Below are 21,414 nucleotides of genomic sequence, written 5' to 3'. Positions count from 1 at the left end.
TCCGGGAGGATTCGAACCTCCGACCGCTCGGTTCGTAGCCGAGTACTCTATCCAGCTGAGCTACGGATGCATCGGGAAACTTACTTTACTGCAGATTTTTTGATACCGCTACTAAAGCCGTATCAAGTAAGAGATGGTGCATCCGGGAGGATTACTCGCCTTACGGCTCGCCCTTCGGGCCGTTGCTAAAGCAACGTTATCCTCCCTGATGCTTGCGGTTAGTACCTCCACCTCTTCGACACCTTCATCGCTGAAGATTTCGTAGAATATGGTGCATCCGGGAGGATTCGAACCTCCGACCGCTCGGTTCGTAGCCGAGTACTCTATCCAGCTGAGCTACGGATGCAAATGGCGGTGAGGCGGGGATTCGAACCCCGGATGCAGCTTTTGACCGCATACTCCCTTAGCAGGGGAGCGCCTTCAGCCTCTCGGCCACCTCACCACACGCCTCTTACGAGTGCTTCGAAGAACTTGTTTATCGCTCATCGTCGCTGCGTGGCGCACATATTACTTTCTGAGACTTATAAGTCAAACAATTTTTCCCACACTTTTATCGTTTGCACAATTCACACTCAATTAGTCTGTAAAAACGTCAAAAAGAGTGTTTTATCAACAGAAAAACGGAGGTCTGACAGATAGCAGTAATGCAAAAAATGGAGACTAAAGTTGAATGAACGGGAGTAAAGCGAAAAAACAATGGAGTGAAGGAGGAATTTTGAGGGTGCGTCTCACCGATAAAGATGAGACGCGGAAAGATTAGTAACTGGACTGCTGGGATTTTTCAGCCTGGATACGCTGGTAGATCTCTTCACGGTGAACAGAAACTTCCTTCGGGGCATTTACGCCAATACGTACCTGGTTGCCCTTTACCCCTAAAACTGTCACGGTGACCTCATCCCCAATCATGAGGGTCTCACCAACTCGACGAGTCAGAATCAGCATTCTTTGCTCCTTGAAAGATTAAAAGAGTCGGGTCTCTCTGTATCCCGGCATTATCCATCATATAACGCCAAAAAGTAAGCAATGACAAACACATTACATGTAAGCAGTCATGGCATTACATTCTGTTAAACCTAAGTTTAGCCGATATACACAACTTCAACCTGACTTTATCGTTGTCGATAGCGTTAATGCGAATGCCGTGAAGCGAGTCCACGGCATTGCCTGGCGCTTATATTATTGCAATTTCGCGCTGACCCAGCCTTTCACACTGGCTAACGCTGCAGGTAAGGCCGCAGCATCCGTACCACCGGCTTGCGCCATGTCAGGACGTCCACCACCCTTGCCGCCCACCTGCTGAGCGACCATACCAATCAGTTCCCCTGCTTTCACACGATCTGTGACGTCCTTAGATACGCCTGCAATCAGAGAAACCTTACCTTCGGCTACCGTTGCCAGCACGATAATTGTCGACCCCAGCTGATTTTTTAAATCGTCAACCATGGTACGCAACATTTTCGGCTCAACACCGCTAAGCTCGCTAACCAACAGCTTAACACCATTAACATCAATTGCCTTACTGGAAAGATTTGCGCTCTCCTGTGCGGCAGCCTGTTCTTTAAGCTGTTGTAACTCTTTTTCCAGCTGACGCGTACGTTCCAGTACTGAACGCACTTTATCAGCCAGATTATTGCTATCGCCTTTCAACAGATGTGCGACTTCGCTTAAGCGATCGCTGTCTGCATGGACGGTGGCGATAGCGCCTTCTCCGGTTACCGCTTCGATACGACGAACACCTGCAGCAGTACCCGATTCAGAGATGATGCGGAACAGACCAATATCACCGGTGCGGCTTGCGTGAGTACCGCCACACAGCTCGGTGGAGAAATCGCCCATGCTCAGCACGCGTACGCGCTCATCATACTTCTCGCCAAACAGCGCCATCGCACCTTTCGCTTTCGCCGCTTCGAGATCCATGATGTTGGTTTCGATCGGCAAGTTACGGCGAATCTGCGCGTTCACCAGGTCTTCAACCGCACGAATCTCTTCTGGTTTCATCGCTTCGTTGTGTGAGAAGTCGAAGCGCAGCACTTTGTCGTTAACCAGTGAACCTTTCTGCGATACATGAGTACCCAAAACCTGGCGCAGCGCAGCGTGCATCAGGTGCGTTGCGGAGTGATTCAGACGAATACGAGCGCGACGAGCCTCATCAACATCAGCCTGCACCGCGTCGCCCACTTTCAGAGAACCCGCAGCAAGTTTACCGATATGACCAATCGCCTGGCCGTATTTCTGCGTATCTTCCACCGCAAAGGAGAAGTTAGCGCCTTTCAGTTCACCTTTATCGCCAACCTGACCGCCAGATTCCGCATAGAATGGCGTTTGATCCAGCACGACCACAGCTTCCTGGCCTGCATTGATGGCATCAACCGCTTTACCATCAACAAACAGCGCAGTCACTTTGCCGTTCAGTTCCAGATGGTCATAGCCTTTAAATTCAGATGCACTGTCAACACGGATCATTGCGTTGTAATCGGCACCAAAGCCACTGGCTTCGCGCGCACGACGACGCTGCTCTTCCATTGCTGCTTCAAAACCAGCTTCGTCAACTTTGATGTTGCGTTCACGACAAACATCAGCCGTCAGGTCAACCGGGAAACCGTAGGTGTCGTACAGACGGAAAGCAGTTTCGCCATCCAGCGTATCGCCAGAAAGTTTCGCCAGCTCTTCGTCCAGCAGCGCCAGACCGCGTTCCAGCGTGCGGGCAAACTGCTCTTCTTCAGTCTTCAGCACCTGCTCAACCTGTGCCTGCTGGCGTTTCAGGTCTTCACCCGCAGAGCCCATAACGTCGATCAGCGGACCAACCAGTTTGTAGAAGAAGGTTTCTTTCGCGCCCAGCATATTACCGTGACGCACTGCGCGACGAATGATACGACGCAGTACATAACCACGGTTTTCATTGGACGGCATTACGCCATCCGCGATCAGGAACGCACAAGAACGAATGTGGTCAGCGATTACGCGCAGTGATTTATTGCTCAGATCGGTCGCGCCAGTGACTTTCGCTACTGCCTGGATCAGCGTGCGGAACAGGTCGATGTCATAGTTAGAGTTAACGTGTTGCAGCACCGCAGCAATACGCTCCAGACCCATACCGGTATCTACAGACGGCTTCGGCAGCGGTTCCATCGTGCCATCTGCCTGGCGGTTGAACTGCATGAAGACGATGTTCCAAATCTCAATGTAACGGTCGCCGTCTTCTTCCGGACTTCCCGGAGGGCCACCCCAAATGTGGTCGCCGTGATCGTAGAAGATTTCGGTGCACGGGCCACACGGACCAGTGTCACCCATCTGCCAGAAGTTGTCAGATGCGTATGGCGCACCTTTGTTATCGCCGATGCGAATAATACGTTCGCGCGGGATCCCTACTTCTTTTTCCCAGATTTCGTAGGCTTCGTCGTCGCTTTCATAGACGGTAACCCACAGACGCTCTTTCGGCAGGGCAAACCATTTTTCGCTGGTCAGCAGTTCCCATGCAAACTGAATAGCATCGTGTTTGAAATAGTCGCCGAAGCTGAAGTTGCCCAGCATTTCGAAGAAGGTATGGTGACGCGCGGTGTAACCGACGTTTTCCAGGTCGTTGTGTTTACCACCTGCACGCACGCAGCGTTGGGAAGTGGTAGCGCGGGAATAATTACGCTTGTCGAGCCCAAGGAACACATCCTTGAACTGGTTCATCCCGGCGTTGGTAAACAACAAAGTTGGGTCGTTATGGGGTACCAGGGAGCTGCTGGCAACTACCTGATGTCCCTTACTATGGAAAAAGTCGAGAAACGCCTGACGGATCTCAGCGGTGCTCTTGCTCATAATTATCCTGAAATCAAGCTAACGAAATATCGCCACCAGCGACAGCGTGTCTTAACCGCTGGGCTGGTAACTGAAAAGTGGGAATAAGATAAGTTTTCTTGACTGGGAAGTAAAATACCGTATGCGTTCAGTCGGCAAAATTTCGCCAAATATCCTGGATATCCTCCATCAGATAGCCGCGATAGAGCAGAAAACGCTGGATCTTAACTTTTTCTGAAAAGACAGTTGGCAAAGGTTCGCCATATTTTCGCGTCGCCTGATCGCGCGCCAGTGCGCACCAGTCGATGTCACATTCACGCATCGCTTTTTCTGTCGCTTCGCGGGAAATACCTTTCTGATTCAGTTCCTGGCGAATACGCGCAGGTCCATAACCTTTGCGGCTACGGCTGGCGATAAAGCGCGCAACAAATCGGCTGTCATCGAGATAGCCATGTTCATGGCACCAGGCAATAACACGCTCGTAATCTTCTACCGTGGCATCAATCTCTTCGGGGCCATTTTTGCCCATGATCGGTGCCGCGAGTTTACGCCGCAGTTCTTGCTCACTGTGATCGCGCACCGCCAGAATGCGTACCGCACGATCCAACAGGCGAGCATATGCCGGGCGACGGGATGTTGATTCTGTCATGGCATACCCTTACAACTTAAAAAGCAAAAGGGCCGCAGATGCGACCCTTGTGTATCAAACAAGACAATTAAAAATCTTCGTTAGTTTCTGCTACGCCTTCGCTGTCATCTACAGAGAAATCCGGCGTTGAGTTCGGGTTGCTCAGCAGCAACTCACGTACTTTCTTCTCGATCTCTTTCGCAGTTTCCGGGTTGTCTTTCAGCCAGGCAGTCGCATTCGCTTTACCCTGACCGATCTTCTCACCTTTGTAGCTGTACCACGCGCCCGCTTTCTCGATCAGCTTCTCTTTCACGCCCAGGTCAACCAGTTCGCCGTAGAAGTTGATACCTTCGCCGTAGAGGATCTGGAATTCAGCCTGTTTAAACGGCGCAGCGATTTTGTTCTTCACCACTTTCACGCGGGTTTCGCTACCCACCACGTTTTCGCCCTCTTTCACCGCGCCGATGCGACGGATGTCGAGACGAACAGAAGCGTAGAATTTCAGCGCGTTACCACCGGTAGTCGTTTCCGGGTTACCGAACATCACACCAATTTTCATACGGATCTGGTTGATGAAGATCAGCAGCGTGTTGGACTGCTTCAGGTTACCCGCCAGCTTACGCATCGCCTGGCTCATCATACGTGCCGCAAGGCCCATGTGAGAGTCGCCGATTTCGCCTTCGATTTCCGCTTTCGGTGTCAGTGCCGCCACGGAGTCAACGACGATAACGTCTACTGCGCCAGAACGCGCCAGAGCGTCACAGATTTCCAGTGCCTGCTCGCCGGTGTCCGGCTGGGAGCACAGCAGGTTGTCGATATCGACGCCCAGTTTACGTGCATAGATTGGGTCCAGCGCGTGTTCAGCATCGATAAACGCACAGGTTTTACCTTCACGCTGGGCTGCGGCGATCACCTGTAACGTCAGCGTGGTTTTACCGGAAGATTCCGGTCCGTAGATTTCGACGATACGGCCCATCGGCAGACCACCTGCCCCAAGCGCGATATCCAGTGAAAGCGAACCGGTAGAGATGGTTTCCACATCCATGGAACGGTCTTCACCCAGGCGCATGATGGAGCCTTTACCAAATTGTTTCTCAATCTGGCCCAGTGCTGCCGCCAACGCTTTCTGTTTGTTTTCGTCGATAGCCATTTTTACTCCTGTCATGCCGGGTAATACCGGATAGTCAATATGTTCTGTTGAAGCAATTATACTGTATGCTCATACAGTATCAAGTGTTTTGTAGAAATTGTTGCCACAAGGTTTGCAATGCATACGCAGTAGCCTGACGACGCACCGCATCACGGTCACCGCTGAAGCATTCCCGGCGGGTAATGCCTTCGCCGCGGGCAGTGGCAAAAGCAAACCAGACAGTGCCGACAGGTTTCTCTTCACTGCCGCCATCCGGCCCAGCGATACCGCTGATAGACACGGCATAATCAGCACGAGCCGCTTTCAGTGCGCCTATCGCCATTTCCACCACGACGGGTTCGCTCACCGCGCCGTGCTGCGCCAGCGTCTCTTCGCGTACGCCGATCATCTGCGCTTTGGCTTCGTTACTGTAGGTGACAAATCCGCGTTCAAACCAGGCGGAACTACCGGCAATATCGGTAATCACTTTCGCTACCCAACCGCCGGTACAAGACTCGGCAGTTGTTACGGTTGCGCCACGGGCTTTCAGCGCCTGCCCTACCTGTTCGCTTAACTGCATCAGTTCACTGTCAATCATCACAACCTCAGTCAGTCAAAAAATATATGCCGGACAAGATAGCACTTTCCCGCAGAAGATGGGGACGAGCGATTGATTTTACGAGTTGCGTTCCGGAAAAAGACTGTTGCGACCAGTCGGTAAAGAAAAAGCGCTACCATGCCGCGTTCACATTGATATGTATTCACAGGGAGAGAATAGCAATGGCAACAAAGAAAACGGATAACACGCCACAAAACGTGCTTAAACAAACCACGCAAATGCGTATTTGGGTCATCATTGGTGGCATCGGCGCACTGGTTTCAGTGATATGTAAAATTTTATCTTCTGGCTACCTTGAACCTTTCGACTTCGGTCAGGCTGCGTTAGGCGTTGTCTGCCTGGGATATGCGATATCGCTGTCGAAAAAAATCAAGCAATTACGTCATTCGAATAAACAGTAAGAAAACAGAGGGAAGTTTAACCCCCCTCTTGCAAATAGTTACTGCACGCGCGCCAGTGCCACGGCTTGTCCTAACTGCCAGACGGCCATTGCGTAATGGGTGCTGTGATTGTAACGGGTGATAGTGTAGAAGTTCGGCAAACCGTACCAGTACTGATAACCGGTGCCAACATCCAGGCGCAGTAAGCTGGCCTGCTGATGATTGCCCAGCGGCTGCTGTGGCGTTAGTCCAGCTGCAGCAAGTTGTGAAATGCTGTACTTGGTTTTGAAGCCATTCGGTAAGCCTGGAGCCTGACCGTTTGCCATCACCGCAACCTGATCACCTTTCACCCAGCCGTGCGCTTTAAAATAGTTCGCCACACTACCGATGGCATCAACCGGATCCCACAGGTTGATATGCCCGTCGCCGCTAAAATCCACTGCATATTGTTTATAAGACGATGGCATAAACTGACCGTAGCCCATCGCACCGGCAAAAGAGCCTTTCAGATTGAGCGGATCGTCCTGCTCGTCGCGCGCCATCAGCAAGAAGGTTTCCAGCTCACCAGAGAAATACTCCGCGCGGCGTGGGTAGTTAAATGACAGCGTTGCCAGCGCATCGAGGATACGGGTTTTCCCCATCACGCGTCCCCAGCGAGTTTCGACGCCGATAATCCCGACGATAATTTCCGGCGGTACACCATACACCTGCCACGCACGATTCAACGCGTCTTCATACTGATTCCAGAAAACCACGCCGTTTTGCACGTTGTCCGGCGTAATAAATTTTTTGCGATAACGCAGCCATGCGCCGTTCGGACCTGATGGCGGTTTCACCGATGTGGTTGGTGCCTGGTTATCCATCAGCCGCAATACCGAATCCAGACGTTTCGCCTGGGAGAGAATTTCCTGCAACTGCTGACGATTGAAACCGTGTTTGCTCACCATTTTGTCGATGAACTGCTGGGCATTCGGGTTGTTAGCGAAATCGCCGCCCATCTGCATCACATTGTGCTGCGGCTCAAGCAGGAAGCCGCCAGACGGCGTTCCGGTGGTCGTTTCAGTCTCAGTAGGTTTTGGCTTGCTGCTACAGGCGGCAAGCAACACAAAAAGGGGAAGCAATGTTACATAACGACGCTTGAACATGAGGGGTCCATTTAACAGATTCAACCAGGGGCAAGTATGGTAAAGCATCACGCCCCGCACAAGGAAGCGGTAGTCACTGCCCGATACGGACTTTACATAACTCAACTCATTCTCCTCGCTATCCTTTCATTTTAACTTTCAAGTTAAAATATTTATCTTTCATTTTGCGATCAAAATAACACTTTTAAATCTTTCAATCTGATTAGATTAGGTTGCCGTTTGGTAATAAAACAATAAATCCTGAAGGAGAGAACAATGATAGAAACCATTACTCATGGTGCAGAGTGGTTTATCGGGCTGTTCCAAAAGGGCGGAGAGGTGTTTACCGGGATGGTGACCGGCATTCTTCCGCTGTTGATTAGCCTGCTGGTTATCATGAACGCACTGATTAATTTTATCGGTCAGCATCGTATTGAACGTTTTGCTCAACGTTGCGCCGGTAACCCTGTTTCCCGTTACCTGCTGTTACCGTGCATTGGCACGTTTGTCTTTTGCAATCCGATGACCTTAAGCCTGGGTCGCTTTATGCCGGAAAAGTACAAACCCAGCTATTATGCGGCGGCCTCTTATAGCTGCCACTCAATGAATGGCCTCTTCCCCCATATCAACCCTGGCGAACTGTTTGTTTATCTTGGCATTGCCAGCGGTCTGACAACGCTGAACCTGCCACTTGGCCCACTGGCGGTGAGCTATCTGTTGGTTGGTCTGGTGACCAACTTCTTCCGCGGCTGGGTAACCGATCTGACCACCGCTATTTTTGAGAAAAAGATGGGCATTCAACTTGAACAAAAAGTTCACCTGGCAGGAGCAACATCATGACACGTATTCGGATCGAAAAAGGAACGGGTGGCTGGGGCGGCCCGCTTGAGCTGGAAGCCACACCGGGCAAAAAAATCGTCTATATCACCGCCGGTACACGTCCTGCAATTGTCGACAAACTGGCACAGCTTACTGGCTGGCAGGCTATCGACGGATTTAAAGAAGGTGAACCCGCGGAGGCAGAAATTGGTGTCGCAGTAATCGACTGTGGCGGCACATTACGCTGCGGCATCTATCCAAAACGGCGTATTCCCACCATTAATATCCACTCGACGGGCAAGTCCGGCCCGCTGGCGCAGTACATTGTGGAAGATATTTATGTCTCTGGCGTGAAAGAAGAAAACATCACTGTAGTGGGTGATGCGACCCCCCCCCTCTCCTCCGTAGGGCGTGACTATGACACCAGCAAGAAAATCACCGAACAAAGCGATGGTTTACTGGCGAAGGTAGGAATGGGCATGGGTTCTGCCGTTGCCGTGCTGTTTCAATCTGGCCGTGACACCATCGACACTGTATTAAAAACCATTCTGCCGTTTATGGCGTTCGTCTCGGCGCTCATTGGCATCATTATGGCTTCTGGCCTTGGTGACTGGATTGCCCACGGTCTTGCTCCGCTGGCGAGCCATCCACTGGGTCTGGTCATGCTGGCGCTCATCTGCTCCTTCCCGCTGCTTTCACCTTTCCTCGGCCCAGGCGCAGTTATCGCACAGGTTATCGGCGTATTGATTGGCGTGCAGATTGGTCTCGGCAATATTCCGCCGCATCTGGCTTTACCTGCACTGTTTGCCATCAACGCGCAGGCGGCCTGCGACTTCATCCCGGTCGGTTTGTCGCTGGCGGAAGCCCGTCAGGACACGGTTCGCGTCGGTGTCCCTTCTGTACTGGTGAGCCGCTTTTTAACCGGCGCGCCGACTGTACTGATCGCCTGGTTTGTCTCCGGTTTTATCTATCAATAGAGGCTGAAACATGACCGTTATTTATCAGACCACCATCACCCGTATCGGCGCGAGTGCCACTGACGCCCTCAGCGACCAGATGCTCATCACCTTTCGTGAAGGCGCGCCTGCGGATCTCGAAGAGTATTGCTTCATTCATTGCCACGGCGAGTTGAAAGGTGCACTCCATCCCGGTTTGCAATTTTCGCTCGGGCAGCATCGCTATCCGGTGACCGCCGTTGGCAGCGTGGCGGAAGACAACCTTCGCGAACTGGGTCATGTCACCCTGCGCTTCGATGGTTTAAACGAAGCGGAATTTCCGGGCACTGTCCATGTGGCAGGCCCTGTACCCGACGATATCGCGCCGGGATCGGTTTTGAAGTTTGAATCTGTTAAGGAGTAAAAAATGAATCAGGTTGCCGTTGTCATCGGTGGTGGGCAAACCTTAGGCGCGTTCCTGTGCCACGGTCTGGCTGCCGAGGGGTATCGCGTCGCGGTTGTCGATATTCAGAGCGACAAGGCCGCAAATGTGGCGCAAGAAATTAACGCCGAATATGGTGAAGGAACAGCGTACGGTTTTGGTGCTGACGCCACCAGCGAGCAGAGCGTTCTGGCGCTCTCTCGTGGGGTAGATGAAATCTTTGGTCGCGTGGATTTACTGGTCTACAGCGCCGGAATAGCAAAAGCAGCCTTTATCAGCGACTTCCAGCTCGGCGATTTTGATCGTTCGCTACAAGTTAACCTAGTGGGCTATTTCCTGTGTGCGCGTGAATTCTCGCGTTTGATGATCCGCGACGGTATTCAGGGACGTATTATTCAGATCAACTCGAAATCCGGCAAAGTGGGTAGTAAGCATAACTCTGGTTACAGTGCAGCGAAATTTGGTGGCGTAGGGCTGACTCAATCACTGGCACTGGATCTGGCTGAGTATGGCATTACGGTCCATTCGCTGATGCTCGGTAACCTGCTGAAATCACCGATGTTCCAGTCATTGTTGCCGCAATACGCGACCAAGCTGGGTATCAAACCGGATCAAGTCGAGCAGTATTACATCGACAAAGTACCGCTCAAACGCGGCTGCGATTATCAGGATGTGCTGAATATGCTGCTGTTCTACGCCAGTCCAAAGGCATCGTACTGCACTGGACAGTCGATTAATGTCACCGGCGGTCAGGTGATGTTCTGATCAACAGCGGAGATCCGTTAAGGATCTCCGCGAGACTAATAGAATGCCTGATGCGCTACGCTTATCAGGCCTACAGGACTTCCGCCACTACATTAAGGAAAAGTTATGGTATCCGCACTCATCACCGTCGCCGTTATCGCCTGGTGTGCGCAACTGGCCTTAGGCGGCTGGCAAATTTCTCGTTTTAACCGTGCCTTCGACACACTATGCCAGCAAGGGCGGGTTGGCGTGGGCCGTTCCAGCGGGCGCTTTAAACCGCGGGTCGTGGTCGCCATCGCCCTGGACGATCAGCAGCGCATCGTCGATACCTTGTTTATGAAAGGACTGACCGTCTTCGCCCGACCGCAAAAAATTCCCGCAATTACAGGCATGCATTCTGCTGATTTACAGCCCGATGTGATCTTTCCCCATGATCCACTATCACAGAATGCTCTATCATTGGCGCTTAAACTGAAACGTGGATAATTTCGTTGTGAATGTTACTAGCTTGCGAAGTTATCATTTTGAAACCTAAATCAGGTAATCACGCCCATGAAACCTCGTCAGCGTCAGGCCGCCATTCTGGAGTACCTGCAAAAGCAGGGGAAATGCTCGGTTGAAGAATTGGCGCAATACTTTGACACCACAGGCACAACCATTCGCAAAGATCTGGTCATTCTGGAACATGCAGGAACCGTCATTCGTACTTATGGCGGCGTGGTGTTAAATAAAGAGGAATCCGATCCACCTATCGATCATAAAACGCTCATCAACACCCACAAGAAAGAGCTGATTGCAGAAGCTGCCGTCAGTTTTATTCATGATGGCGATTCAATCATTCTTGATGCTGGCAGTACCGTATTACAGATGGTGCCCCTGCTCTCGCGCTTTAATAACATCACGGTGATGACCAACAGCCTGCACATCGTCAATGCGCTATCCGAACTGGATAACGAACAAACTATCCTGATGCCGGGCGGCACATTTCGTAAAAAATCGGCCTCATTTCACGGGCAGCTGGCAGAGAACGCCTTCGAACATTTCAGCTTCGATAAATTGTTTATGGGCACCGACGGCATCGATCTCAATGCGGGCGTAACCACGTTCAACGAGGTTTATACCGTCAGTAAGGCAATGTGCAATGCCGCGCGCGAAGTGATTTTGATGGCGGACTCATCAAAGTTTGGCCGTAAAAGCCCCAACGTAGTTTGCAGTCTTGAAAGCGTCGATAAGCTAATTACCGACGCAGGTATCGATCCGGCGTTTCGTCAGGCGCTGGAAGAGAAAGGGATCGATGTGATCATAACCGGAGAGAGCAATGAGTGAAGCACTACTGAACGCGGGACGTCAGACGTTAATGCTGGAGTTGCAGGAAGCAAGCCGTTTACCAGAACGTCTGGGCGATGATTTTGTTCGCGCCGCCAATATCATCCTGCACTGCGAAGGCAAAGTGGTGGTTTCGGGAATTGGCAAATCGGGCCACATTGGTAAGAAAATCGCCGCAACACTTGCCAGTACCGGCACACCGGCTTTTTTTGTCCATCCGGCAGAAGCACTGCACGGCGATCTTGGGATGATTGAAAGCCGCGATGTGATGCTGTTTATCTCTTACTCCGGTGGCGCGAAGGAACTGGATCTGATTATTCCGCGTCTGGAAGATAAATCTATCGCGCTGCTGGCGATGACCGGCAAACTGACGTCACCGCTGGGCCTGGCGGCGAAAGCGGTGCTGGATATTTCGGTAGAACGCGAAGCCTGCCCGATGCACCTTGCGCCGACTTCCAGCACTGTGAATACCCTGATGATGGGCGACGCACTGGCGATGGCGGTCATGCAGGCGCGTGGATTTAATGAAGAAGATTTTGCCCGCTCCCACCCAGCTGGGGCACTGGGCGCTCGCTTGCTGAACAAAGTGCATCATCTGATGCGCCGTGATGACGCCATCCCGCAGGTGACGTTAACCGCCAGCGTGATGGATGCGATGCTGGAACTCAGTCGCACCGGTCTGGGACTGGTAGCCGTGTGCGACGATCAACGGCTGGTGAAAGGCGTCTTTACCGACGGGGATTTACGTCGCTGGCTGGTTGGCGGCGGTGCACTCACCACGCCAGTTAATGAAGCGATGACGGCAGGCGGCACGACGTTGCTATCGCAAAGTCGCGCCATCGACGCCAAAGAGATCCTGATGAAGCGCAAAATCACCGCCGCACCAGTGGTGGATGAAAATGGCAAACTTACCGGCGCAATTAACCTGCAGGATTTCTATCAGGCCGGGATTATTTAATCCTTCAGCCCCAGACGTTTCGCCAGCCGATGCAGGTTGGCGACGTCGGTTTCCAGCATCCGTGCGCTGGCAGCCCAGTTGTGATGATTTTGTGCCAGCGCCTGGCGAATAGTTTCACGCTGGAACGCTTCTGTCGCTTCACGCAGGTTTTGCTTAACAATAGGCACCGCCGCCGCTTCTGGCGGCGGCAACGTCACCTCAGGAAAAGCAAAATGTTGCGCCTCAAGAATCACTTCATCGCCGCTGCGGGTCGCTCTCGCCAGCACTACCGCCCGGTGAATAGCATGTTCCAGTTCACGCACGTTTCCCGGAAAACTATAATGTTGCAATAAATTCCGCGCCCCGGAACTTAACACCACGCGGGAAAGCCCCAACCGCAGGCGGCACTGCTCACAGAAATACCCCGCCAGTAGAATGACGTCATCGCCCCGCTCACGCAGCGGCGGCACTGAAAGTGGAAACACGCTCAGACGATGAAACAAGTCAGCACGAAATCGCCCTGCCAGCACCTCTTCGCGCAAGTCGCGGTTAGTCGCCGCCAGCACGCGCACATCGACCCGCAAACTACGGTCATCGCCAACGCGCTGAATATCGCCATACTGCAACACCCGCAGCAGCTTGGCCTGCAATGCCAACGACAACTCGCCGATCTCATCCAGAAACAGCGTGCCGTTATCCGCCATTTCAAACTTCCCGCTGCGGTTACTGATAGCGCCAGTAAACGCCCCTTTCACGTGCCCGAACAGTTCACTTTCCGCCACACTTTCCGGCAGTGCGGCACAGTTGAGATAGACCAGCGGATTCACCGCCCTTGGCGAGGCTTCATGAATCGCTTTCGCCACCAGCTCCTTACCGGTTCCCGTCTCACCGCTGATCAGGACGTTGAGATCGGACGCCGCCACAATCTCAATCTCTTTTTTCAATTGCGTCATGCCTGGCGACAGGCCGATCATCTGCGTCTCTTTCACCGCTTCAAACGGCGCGGCATCGCCCGGCAGCATATTCTGACTTTCCAGTTGTTCAATCAGCAACGCATTGCTTAACGCTCCCGCCGCCAGTGCGGCAATCAGCCGTAACTCCTCGTCGCTGAAAACATCGAACTGATCGGGCTGCATCCCGTCGAGCGTCAATGCGCCAATCAGGTTTTGCCCGGCAAACAACGGTAGACCAACGCAGGCGTGAACCTTCAGACTCTCCTGCCCTGGAATCAAACCGTCATAGGGATCGGGCAATTCGCTGTCTGCGGGAAAACGCACCACGTCCCCGGCGCGGGCTATCGCTTCCAGCCGCGGATGCCCTTCCAGGGCAAAGCGTCTACCGAGTACATCCTTCGCCAGTCCGTCGATGGCAAGCGGAATAAACTGCCGCGAGTCGTAACGTAGCAACGCAGACGCATCGCACTCCAGCACCTGACGCAACGTGGTGATCAGGCGCTGAAAACGATCCTGATGACCAATCCCACGCTGCAATTCGATGGCGATATTCGCCAGCACATCAACGGAAAAACTCATCTTTGCCTCACTGTCAATTTGACTATAGATATTGTCATATCGACCATTTGATTGATAGTCATTTTGACTACTCATTAATGAGCATAAATTAATTTATAGATTAAAAACAATCAGATAAAAAACTGGCACGCAATCTGCAATTAGCAAGACATCTTTTTAGAACACGCTGAATAAATTGAGGTTGCTATGTCTATTGTGGTGAAAAATAACATTCATTGGGTTGGTCAACGTGACTGGGAAGTGCGTGATTTTCACGGCACGGAATATAAAACGCTGCGCGGCAGCAGCTACAACAGCTACCTCATTCGCGAAGAAAAAAACGTGCTGATCGACACCGTCGACCATAAATTCAGCCGCGAATTTGTGCAGAACCTGCGTAATGAAATCGATCTGGCGGATATCGATTACATCGTGATTAACCATGCTGAAGAGGACCACGCCGGGGCGCTGACCGAACTGATGGCGCAAATTCCCGATACGCCGATCTACTGTACTGCCAACGCTATCGACTCGATAAATGGTCATCACCATCATCCGGAGTGGAATTTTAATGTGGTGAAAACTGGCGACACGCTGGATATCGGCAACGGTAAACAACTCATTTTTGTCGAAACGCCAATGCTGCACTGGCCGGACAGCATGATGACTTACCTGACGGGCGACGCGGTGCTGTTCAGTAACGATGCTTTCGGTCAGCACTACTGCGACGAGCATCTGTTCAACGATGAAGTGGATCAGACCGAGCTTTTCGAGCAGTGTCAGCGTTACTACGCCAATATCCTGACACCGTTCAGCCGCCTGGTAACGCCGAAAATCACCGAGATCCTGGGCTTTAACTTGCCGGTCGATATGATTGCCACCTCTCATGGTGTGGTGTGGCGCGATAACCCGACGCAAATTGTCGAGCTGTACCTGAAATGGGCGGCGGATTATCAGGAAGACAGAATCACCATTTTCTACGACACCATGTCGAATAACACCCGCATGATGGCTGACGCTATCGCCCAGGGGATAGCGGAAACCGACCCGCGCGTAGCGGTGAAAATTTTCAACGTCGCCCGAAGCGATAAAAACGAAATCCTGACCAATGTCTTCCGCTCAAAAGGCGTGCTGGTCGGCACTTCGACGATGAATAACGTGATGATGCCGAAAATCGCCGGGCTGGTGGAGGAGATGACCGGATTACGCTTCCGTAACAAACGCGCCAGTGCTTTCGGCTCTCACGGCTGGAGCGGCGGTGCGGTGGATCGTCTTTCCACGCGCCTGCAAGATGCGGGTTTCGAAATGTCGCTTAGCCTGAAAGCCAAATGGCGACCGGACCAGGACGCTTTGGAGTTATGCCGTGAACATGGTCGTGAAATTGCCCGTCAGTGGGCGCTTTCGCCGCTGCCGCAGAGCACGGTGAATACGGTGGTTAAAGAAGAAACCTGTGCCACCACGACGGCTGACCTCGGCCCACGGATGCAGTGCAGCGTCTGCCAGTGGATTTACGATCCGGCAAAAGGCGAGCCAATGCAGGACGTTGCGCCAGGCACGCCGTGGAGTGAAGTCCCGGATAACTTCCTGTGCCCGGAATGCTCCCTCGGCAAAGACGTCTTTGACGAACTGGCATCGGAGGCAAAATGAGCAACGGCATTGTGATCATTGGTTCAGGCTTCGCCGCCCGCCAACTGGTGAAAAATATTCGTAAACAGGATACCGGTATTCCATTGACCCTGATTGCCGCCGACAGCATGGATGAGTACAACAAACCTGATCTTAGCCATGTGATCAGTCAGGGGCAACGTGCCGACGACCTTACCCGCCAGACGGCGGGTGAATTTGCCGAGCAGTTTAATCTGCGCCTGTTTCCGCACACCTGGGTGACGGATATCGATGCCGAAGCCCATGTGGTGAAAAGCCAGAATAATCAGTGGCAATACGACAAGCTAGTGCTGGCAACCGGTGCCAGTGCCTTTGTCCCGCCGGTGCCTGGGCGTGAGTTAATGCTGACGTTAAATAGTCAGCAAGAGTATCGCGCCTGTGAAACACAACTGCGGGATGCCCGACGGGTGTTGATTGTAGGCGGTGGTTTGATTGGTAGCGAACTGGCGATGGATTTTTGTCGGGCAGGCAAAGCGGTCACGCTAATCGACAACGCTGCCAGTATTCTGGCGTCGTTAATGCCACCGGAAGTAAGCAGCCGCTTGCAGCATCGGTTGACGGAGATGGGCGTTTATCTGCTGTTGAAATCTCAGTTGCAGGGGCTGGAAAAAACGGATTCTGGCATTCTGGCAACGCTGGACCGCCAGCGCAGCATCGAAGTGGATGCGGTAATTGCCGCCACCGGACTGCGCCCGGAAACCGCCCTGGCACGACGCGCCGGGCTGACGATTAATCGCGGCGTTTGCGTCGATAGTTATCTGCAAACCAGTAATGCCGATATTTATGCGCTGGGCGATTGCGCGGAAATTAACGGTCAGGTATTGCCGTTCCTCCAGCCGATTCAACTTAGCGCGATGGTGCTGGCAAAAAATCTTCTCGGCAATAACACGTCGCTGAAACTACCGGCGATGCTGGTGAAAATCAAAACGCCGGAATTACCGCTGCATCTGGCAGGCGAAACCCAGCGTCGGGATTTGCACTGGCAGATTTGTACCGAAAGCCAGGGAATGGTGGCGCGCGGCGTTGACGATGCCGACCAGCTTCGCGCCTTTGTAGTCAGTGAGGATCGGATGAAAGAGGCGTTTGGATTGTTGAAAACCTTGCCGATGTAGGCGGGCTAGTGTGCCCAAAATGTCGGATGCGACGCTGGCGCGTCTTATCCGACCTACGGGGAGCGCATGTGTTGGCCGGATAAGGCGTTCACGCCGCATCCGGCACTGCATCCAAATGCAACACGTTTATCCGTTCTGGACTTCACCCGCCACCCAACGGGCCGCAACAATAACCCCCTGCCCCAGAGACAACCCGCCATCCCCCGCCGGTAAACTCTGCGGGAAGAGCAACGTAAAATCAGCAAGATAATGCGCCAGACGTGCACGCAGCAAACGGTTATGAATAACCCCACCGCTAAATACCAGCGTAGTGATACCGCACATCGTGGCCTGCTCACGCATCAACGCGGCAAAACCCTGCGCCAGCGCATCATGAAATGCCCACGCGCGTTGATTAACCGGTGCCTGCCAGTTCAGCCACTGCTGCCAGAAAGTGGCGAGATCCAGTTGATTGTCCACCAGCAGCATCGTCACCGGATGCGTCACTCCGTGGCACGAAGCTGCGAGCGCCTCCAGAGCACAAGCCGCTTCACCTTCATAACTTAACGTGGCTGGCGCACAGCCCAGTGCCGCCGCCACAGCATCGAACAAACGCCCACACGATGACGCCAGCGGCGCGTTAATTCCACGCTCAATGGCCCGCGCCAGCACGCTCCAGTTTTGCTGTTGCACACTTGCCGTTTCAGGGTAATTCTGCCACTCCGGTACAAAGCGCAGGCACTGCGCCAGCAGGTTTCGCCACGGCTGCTTTGCAGCCAAATCGCCACCAGCAAGCGCCACCGCAGGCAAACCGCCCAGGTGCTGGCATTCGCGATAGTTCACCCGCAAGCACTCGCCGCCCCATAAAGCGCCGTTCTCGCCCATACCAATACCGTCGAGCGTCAAAGCAATGACATCACCGCCATCCAGCGGCCAGTGATGTTCTGCCAGACACGCCGCCGCGTGGGCATGGTGATGCAGCACCGTTTGCGTCGGCAGATTCATCTCACGCGCCCACTGGCTGGAGACATAGCCCGGATGCGCATCATGCACCACAAACTGTGGAGTAAAATCGTAGATGTTTTGCATCAGGCGCAACGCTTCGCGCCACTGCATCTGAATGCCATCGTCACTTAAATCGCCCAAATGTTGACTCAACACCGACTGTTCACCACGCACCAGACAGAAGGTATTTTTCAGATCCGCACCGAGACACAGCACAGGAGGAATATTTTTAAAGCCCGGAGGCAAAGCCAGCGCATCCGGTACATACCCCCGCGAGCGGCGCAACATTTCGCCACTTTCGCGCACCACTGAATCATCCATCCGCTGCACGATGTCGCGGTTATGAATCAAGAATCCGTCGGCAATGTCCTGCAAGTCCTCCAGCGCCTGTTCGTTGCTGATAGCCGGTGGTTTACCGCTCAGGTTGCCGGAGGTCATCACCAGCGGGCATTGCAGTTCCTGTAACAGCAAATGCTGGAGCGGATTCGCAGGCAACATCACCCCGACTTCGTTAAGGCCAGGGGCGATATCGTCACAAAGTTCCGGAACATATATTTTATCCACCAGTACAATCGGCGCGGCGGGCGTGGTGAGCAACTGACGGGCAGCGTCGGGCAAACCTTCTGCCGTTGGCAACATAACCGCCAGCGGTTTCGCCGGGCGATGTTTGCGCGCCCGTAGTGTCGCCACCGCGTTACTGTTACGCGCATCGCAGGCGAGATGAAATCCGCCAATCCCTTTGATAGCGACAATGTTGCCCATTTTTAACTGAGCGATAGCCGCCTGTAATGCCGCCTCTTGTTTCGCATGTTCACCATGACTTAGCCATTCAAGATGTGGGCCACACTCCGGGCAGGCCACCGGCTGGGCGTGGAAGCGACGATCGAGCGGGTCGCGATATTCTTTATCGCAGGCCGGACATAGCGGAAACGCCGCCATCACGGTAAACGGACGGTCGTAAGGCATCGCGCGAATAATGGTGAAACGCGGGCCGCAGTGGGTACAGTTGATAAACGGATAACGATAACGCCGTTCGCCTGGGGTATTCATTTCGGCAAGACAGGCAGGGCAAGTTGCGGCATCGGGAACAATTTGCGTATTCATGACGCCGCCCGCGCTCTGGCGGATGGTGAACTCAGTGGGCGGCTGCATCCAGATAAACGGCTCACATTCGACGCTATCAATACGCGCCAGCGGCGGACAATCCTGATGCAATTGAACAAGAAACGTTTCCGGGTCTTCCAGCAGCCGGACTTCTACGCCATCGCCGTCATTACAGACATCGCCGTGAAGATTTAATTGCTGTGCCAGTTGCCAGACAAAGGGACGAAAACCGACGCCCTGCACTTTGCCACGAATACGCAGTTGGACACCGCAAGATGTGTTTTTTGCCATTGAGTTATTCCCGCCATCATGAATTGCGTAACCCGCCCAGCCGGACACGACCGCGTCGCATCCGGTAGTCACAGGTTGGCGATACCGCCCGCTCCGTATTCTACGAATATTTCCGGGAATTCCTTTGATGCCAGAACAGTTCTGTAAGATTTTTAGAACATCAGCGCCGTGCGGCGGCGTTTTTCTGCGCTCAGTTGTTCAAGTTTATTACGATCGACACAAATCAGCGCATGGGTCGGGCAAGCAGCCATACAGGCCGGGCCGTCTTCACGATGGTTACAGAGGTCGCATTTATTAGCTTCGGCTTTGTCAGCGCGTACGTTAAGCCCTGCGCCGCTGTTGCGAATCACCGGACGCACTACCACTTCCATCGCACCATACGGGCAAGCCACAACGCAGGTTTTGCAACCAATGCAACGTTCCTGCATGACATGAACAAACCCTTTATCACGGCTGATAGCACCATTCGGGCAGACGTTAGCGCACGGTGCATCTTCACACTGACGGCAGACTGTCGCCGTGGAAATGTTCACACCTTTAATGACATGGATTCGCGGTAAAAAAGTTTCCGGGGTCAGCGATGCACAGTCCTGATTCTCCTGATGAGAAACCACGCACGCCACTTCACAGGTACGACAACCAATACATTTACTCGCGTCAGCAATGATGAAACGGTTCATCAAATTCTCCAGCAATGACAGTTAATGCGCCGATACATTCACAAATCATGCCAACTTTTAATTTATTGTTATTTAAAGAAATTAAATTCTGCAATGCAGAAAAAACGATGTCATCGACACTAGTGACGATGACATGTGATGACAATGTTTATCGCGAAAGAGCAATGAGTGAGTCGCGGCGGATTAGTTTTCCGCTGAAGGTTTTCGGCGGTGTGTAAGCACCACCATCGAGCATAAATATCAGCCGCCCAATTATTTCCTGAATCATCTCAGTCACCGGAATTTTTACGCTGGAGAGCGCCGGAACGGTGTAGGGGGCAATTGCGATATCATCAAATCCAATAACCGACACTTGCCCCGGCACCGCTACGCCACGGTCATGCAACGCTTTCATCGCACCTATCGCCATATCGTCGTTACTGGCAACTAATGCGCTAAATTTAGCCCCACGTTCGAACAACGTTTCTACCCCTTCGGCCCCGCTGGCAGGCGTCCATTTACCGTTAGCGATAAGTTTTTCATTGAGTGCAATACCATGCTGCGCCAGCGCGTCTTTATATCCGGCAAGGCGTTCAATGCTGGTGGGGGAATCCATCGAACCAGTAAGGAAAGCAATCTCCTGATGTCCGGCGTTTATCAACTCTGCCACGGCGTTAAAGCTGGTCTGTTTATGATCGCACCAGACGCTATGGCTGCTGTTTTTGCGCAGGCGGCGATTGAGCACCATTATCGGCTGACTGTGTGCGTCAATGATGTCATCAATTTCATCCACGCTTAAAAAGCGCGGGTAAATCATAATGGCGTCGCAGCGCAGATCCAGTAGATACTGAATCGCCTGGCGCTCTTCTTCGGCGCTATGTTTGCCATCTGCCAATAGCAGCTGACGCCCTTTCTCTTCCGCCATTCTCGCGGTATGAAACAGTAATTCACTAAAATAAATGCCGTGGTAAAGCGTGTTGGTCACTACCAGCCCTAGCGTCTGGGTACTCTTCGCTGACAGATTGCGCGCCAGCAAATTTGGGCGGTAACCGCTCTCTTCTACCGCCTGAAACACGCGATCTTTAGTCTCCTGGCTGACGTAGCCATTACCTGAAAGCACGCGGGAAACGGTCGCTTTTGAAACCCCGGCGCGCTTCGCCACTTCCAGCATTGTCGTCATCATTTTCATCCCTTTACACGCAATCAACGCAGTGTACTG

At 52.9% G+C, this 21,414-nt stretch carries 20 protein-coding genes and 2 tRNA genes; 10 read left to right on the top strand and 12 right to left on the bottom strand.

The features are described from left to right. Positions 1-269: 269 nt before the first annotated feature. The 7 genes from ATB02_RS20945 to pncC form a co-directional block, all read right to left on the bottom strand. Positions 270-346: transfer RNA gene (locus ATB02_RS20945), tRNA-Arg, on the bottom strand. 3 nt (positions 347-349) lie between these two features. Beyond that, positions 350-442: transfer RNA gene (locus ATB02_RS20940), tRNA-Ser, on the bottom strand. 314 nt (positions 443-756) lie between these two features. Further along, positions 757-942 (bottom strand): carbon storage regulator CsrA, encoded by a 186-nt coding sequence (gene csrA / locus ATB02_RS20935; protein ID WP_000906486.1) that lies wholly within the window; start codon positions 940-942, stop codon positions 757-759. A 234-nt stretch (positions 943-1,176) separates the two neighbouring features. Further along, on the bottom strand, positions 1,177-3,807 hold the full coding sequence (alaS, locus tag ATB02_RS20930; protein WP_000047170.1) for an alanine--tRNA ligase: 2,631 nt from the start codon (positions 3,805-3,807) through the stop codon (positions 1,177-1,179). Between the two features lie 127 nt (positions 3,808-3,934). Further along, on the bottom strand, positions 3,935-4,435 hold the full coding sequence (gene recX, locus ATB02_RS20925; protein ID WP_000140516.1) for a recombination regulator RecX: 501 nt from the start codon (positions 4,433-4,435) through the stop codon (positions 3,935-3,937). A gap of 67 nt (positions 4,436-4,502) precedes the next feature. Continuing rightward, entirely contained in the window at positions 4,503-5,564 is a 1,062-nt protein-coding gene (gene recA, locus ATB02_RS20920) for a recombinase RecA (protein ID WP_000963143.1), read from the bottom strand. 79 nt (positions 5,565-5,643) lie between these two features. Beyond that, positions 5,644-6,141 (bottom strand): nicotinamide-nucleotide amidase, encoded by a 498-nt coding sequence (gene pncC, locus ATB02_RS20915; RefSeq protein WP_032184981.1) that lies wholly within the window; start codon positions 6,139-6,141, stop codon positions 5,644-5,646. A 182-nt stretch (positions 6,142-6,323) separates the two neighbouring features. On the opposite strand from pncC, the gene ATB02_RS20910 reads away from it, so the two are divergent. Continuing rightward, positions 6,324-6,563, top strand: a complete 240-nt coding sequence (locus tag ATB02_RS20910) for a hypothetical protein (protein ID WP_032184982.1) — start codon at positions 6,324-6,326, stop codon at positions 6,561-6,563. A gap of 38 nt (positions 6,564-6,601) precedes the next feature. Here the strand turns inward: ATB02_RS20910 and mltB are convergent, their stop codons facing one another. Further along, positions 6,602-7,687: a lytic murein transglycosylase B gene (gene mltB / locus ATB02_RS20905; RefSeq protein WP_001352999.1), complete on the bottom strand. Its 1,086-nt coding sequence runs from the start codon at positions 7,685-7,687 to the stop codon at positions 6,602-6,604. Between the two features lie 255 nt (positions 7,688-7,942). On the opposite strand from mltB, the gene srlA reads away from it, so the two are divergent. The 7 genes from srlA to gutQ all read left to right on the top strand — a co-directional run bounded on the left by srlA (position 7,943) and on the right by gutQ (position 12,890). Further along, positions 7,943-8,506: a PTS glucitol/sorbitol transporter subunit IIC gene (gene srlA / locus ATB02_RS20900; RefSeq protein ID WP_000573321.1), complete on the top strand. Its 564-nt coding sequence runs from the start codon at positions 7,943-7,945 to the stop codon at positions 8,504-8,506. Next, positions 8,503-9,462: a PTS glucitol/sorbitol transporter subunit IIB gene (gene srlE / locus ATB02_RS20895; RefSeq protein WP_000196932.1), complete on the top strand. Its 960-nt coding sequence runs from the start codon at positions 8,503-8,505 to the stop codon at positions 9,460-9,462. Before srlA ends, srlE begins: the two co-directional genes overlap by 4 nt. Positions 9,463-9,472: 10 nt before the next feature. Beyond that, the gene (srlB, locus tag ATB02_RS20890; RefSeq protein WP_000216201.1) at positions 9,473-9,844 is read left to right on the top strand and encodes a PTS glucitol/sorbitol transporter subunit IIA; all 372 of its coding nucleotides are present in this window, start codon (positions 9,473-9,475) and stop codon (positions 9,842-9,844) included. Positions 9,845-9,847: 3 nt separating this feature from the next. Beyond that, entirely contained in the window at positions 9,848-10,627 is a 780-nt protein-coding gene (srlD, locus tag ATB02_RS20885) for a sorbitol-6-phosphate dehydrogenase (protein WP_001077351.1), read from the top strand. Between the two features lie 105 nt (positions 10,628-10,732). Beyond that, entirely contained in the window at positions 10,733-11,092 is a 360-nt protein-coding gene (gene gutM / locus ATB02_RS20880; protein ID WP_000252910.1) for a transcriptional regulator GutM, read from the top strand. A gap of 66 nt (positions 11,093-11,158) precedes the next feature. Next, positions 11,159-11,932, top strand: a complete 774-nt coding sequence (gene srlR / locus ATB02_RS20875) for a glucitol operon DNA-binding transcriptional repressor SrlR (protein WP_000804546.1) — start codon at positions 11,159-11,161, stop codon at positions 11,930-11,932. After that, complete coding sequence (gutQ, locus tag ATB02_RS20870; RefSeq protein ID WP_032184984.1) at positions 11,925-12,890, top strand: arabinose-5-phosphate isomerase GutQ; 966 nt, start codon at positions 11,925-11,927, stop codon at positions 12,888-12,890. The genes srlR and gutQ overlap by 8 nt, the downstream gene beginning before the upstream one ends. Here gutQ and norR read toward each other — a convergent pair. After that, positions 12,887-14,401, bottom strand: a complete 1,515-nt coding sequence (gene norR, locus ATB02_RS20865; protein ID WP_105272176.1) for a nitric oxide reductase transcriptional regulator NorR — start codon at positions 14,399-14,401, stop codon at positions 12,887-12,889. The two genes, gutQ and norR, sit on opposite strands and share 4 nt — an antisense overlap. 186 nt (positions 14,402-14,587) lie before the next feature. Between norR and norV the strand changes: the two genes are divergently transcribed. Both norV and norW read left to right on the top strand, forming a co-directional pair. Continuing rightward, positions 14,588-16,027 (top strand): anaerobic nitric oxide reductase flavorubredoxin, encoded by a 1,440-nt coding sequence (norV, locus tag ATB02_RS20860; protein ID WP_000029633.1) that lies wholly within the window; start codon positions 14,588-14,590, stop codon positions 16,025-16,027. Continuing rightward, positions 16,024-17,157, top strand: coding sequence for an NADH:flavorubredoxin reductase NorW (gene norW / locus ATB02_RS20855; protein WP_105272175.1), 1,134 nt, complete (start codon positions 16,024-16,026; stop codon positions 17,155-17,157). Before norV ends, norW begins: the two co-directional genes overlap by 4 nt. A 126-nt stretch (positions 17,158-17,283) precedes the next feature. Here norW and hypF read toward each other — a convergent pair whose 3' ends face one another. From hypF to ascG, 3 genes are all read right to left on the bottom strand, one after another. Further along, positions 17,284-19,536, bottom strand: a complete 2,253-nt coding sequence (gene hypF, locus ATB02_RS20850) for a carbamoyltransferase HypF (protein WP_105272179.1) — start codon at positions 19,534-19,536, stop codon at positions 17,284-17,286. 152 nt (positions 19,537-19,688) lie between these two features. Then, positions 19,689-20,216, bottom strand: coding sequence for an electron transport protein HydN (gene hydN, locus ATB02_RS20845; protein WP_001078777.1), 528 nt, complete (start codon positions 20,214-20,216; stop codon positions 19,689-19,691). Between the two features lie 148 nt (positions 20,217-20,364). Beyond that, complete coding sequence (gene ascG / locus ATB02_RS20840; protein WP_105272178.1) at positions 20,365-21,375, bottom strand: DNA-binding transcriptional regulator AscG; 1,011 nt, start codon at positions 21,373-21,375, stop codon at positions 20,365-20,367. Between the last annotated feature and the right edge of the window lie 39 nt (positions 21,376-21,414).

The sequence above is a fragment of the Escherichia sp. MOD1-EC5189 genome (genome assembly GCF_002966045.1).
GTDB classification, from domain to species: domain Bacteria; phylum Pseudomonadota; class Gammaproteobacteria; order Enterobacterales; family Enterobacteriaceae; genus Escherichia; species Escherichia coli_F.
This window is presented reverse-complemented; position numbering and strand designations above follow the sequence as displayed.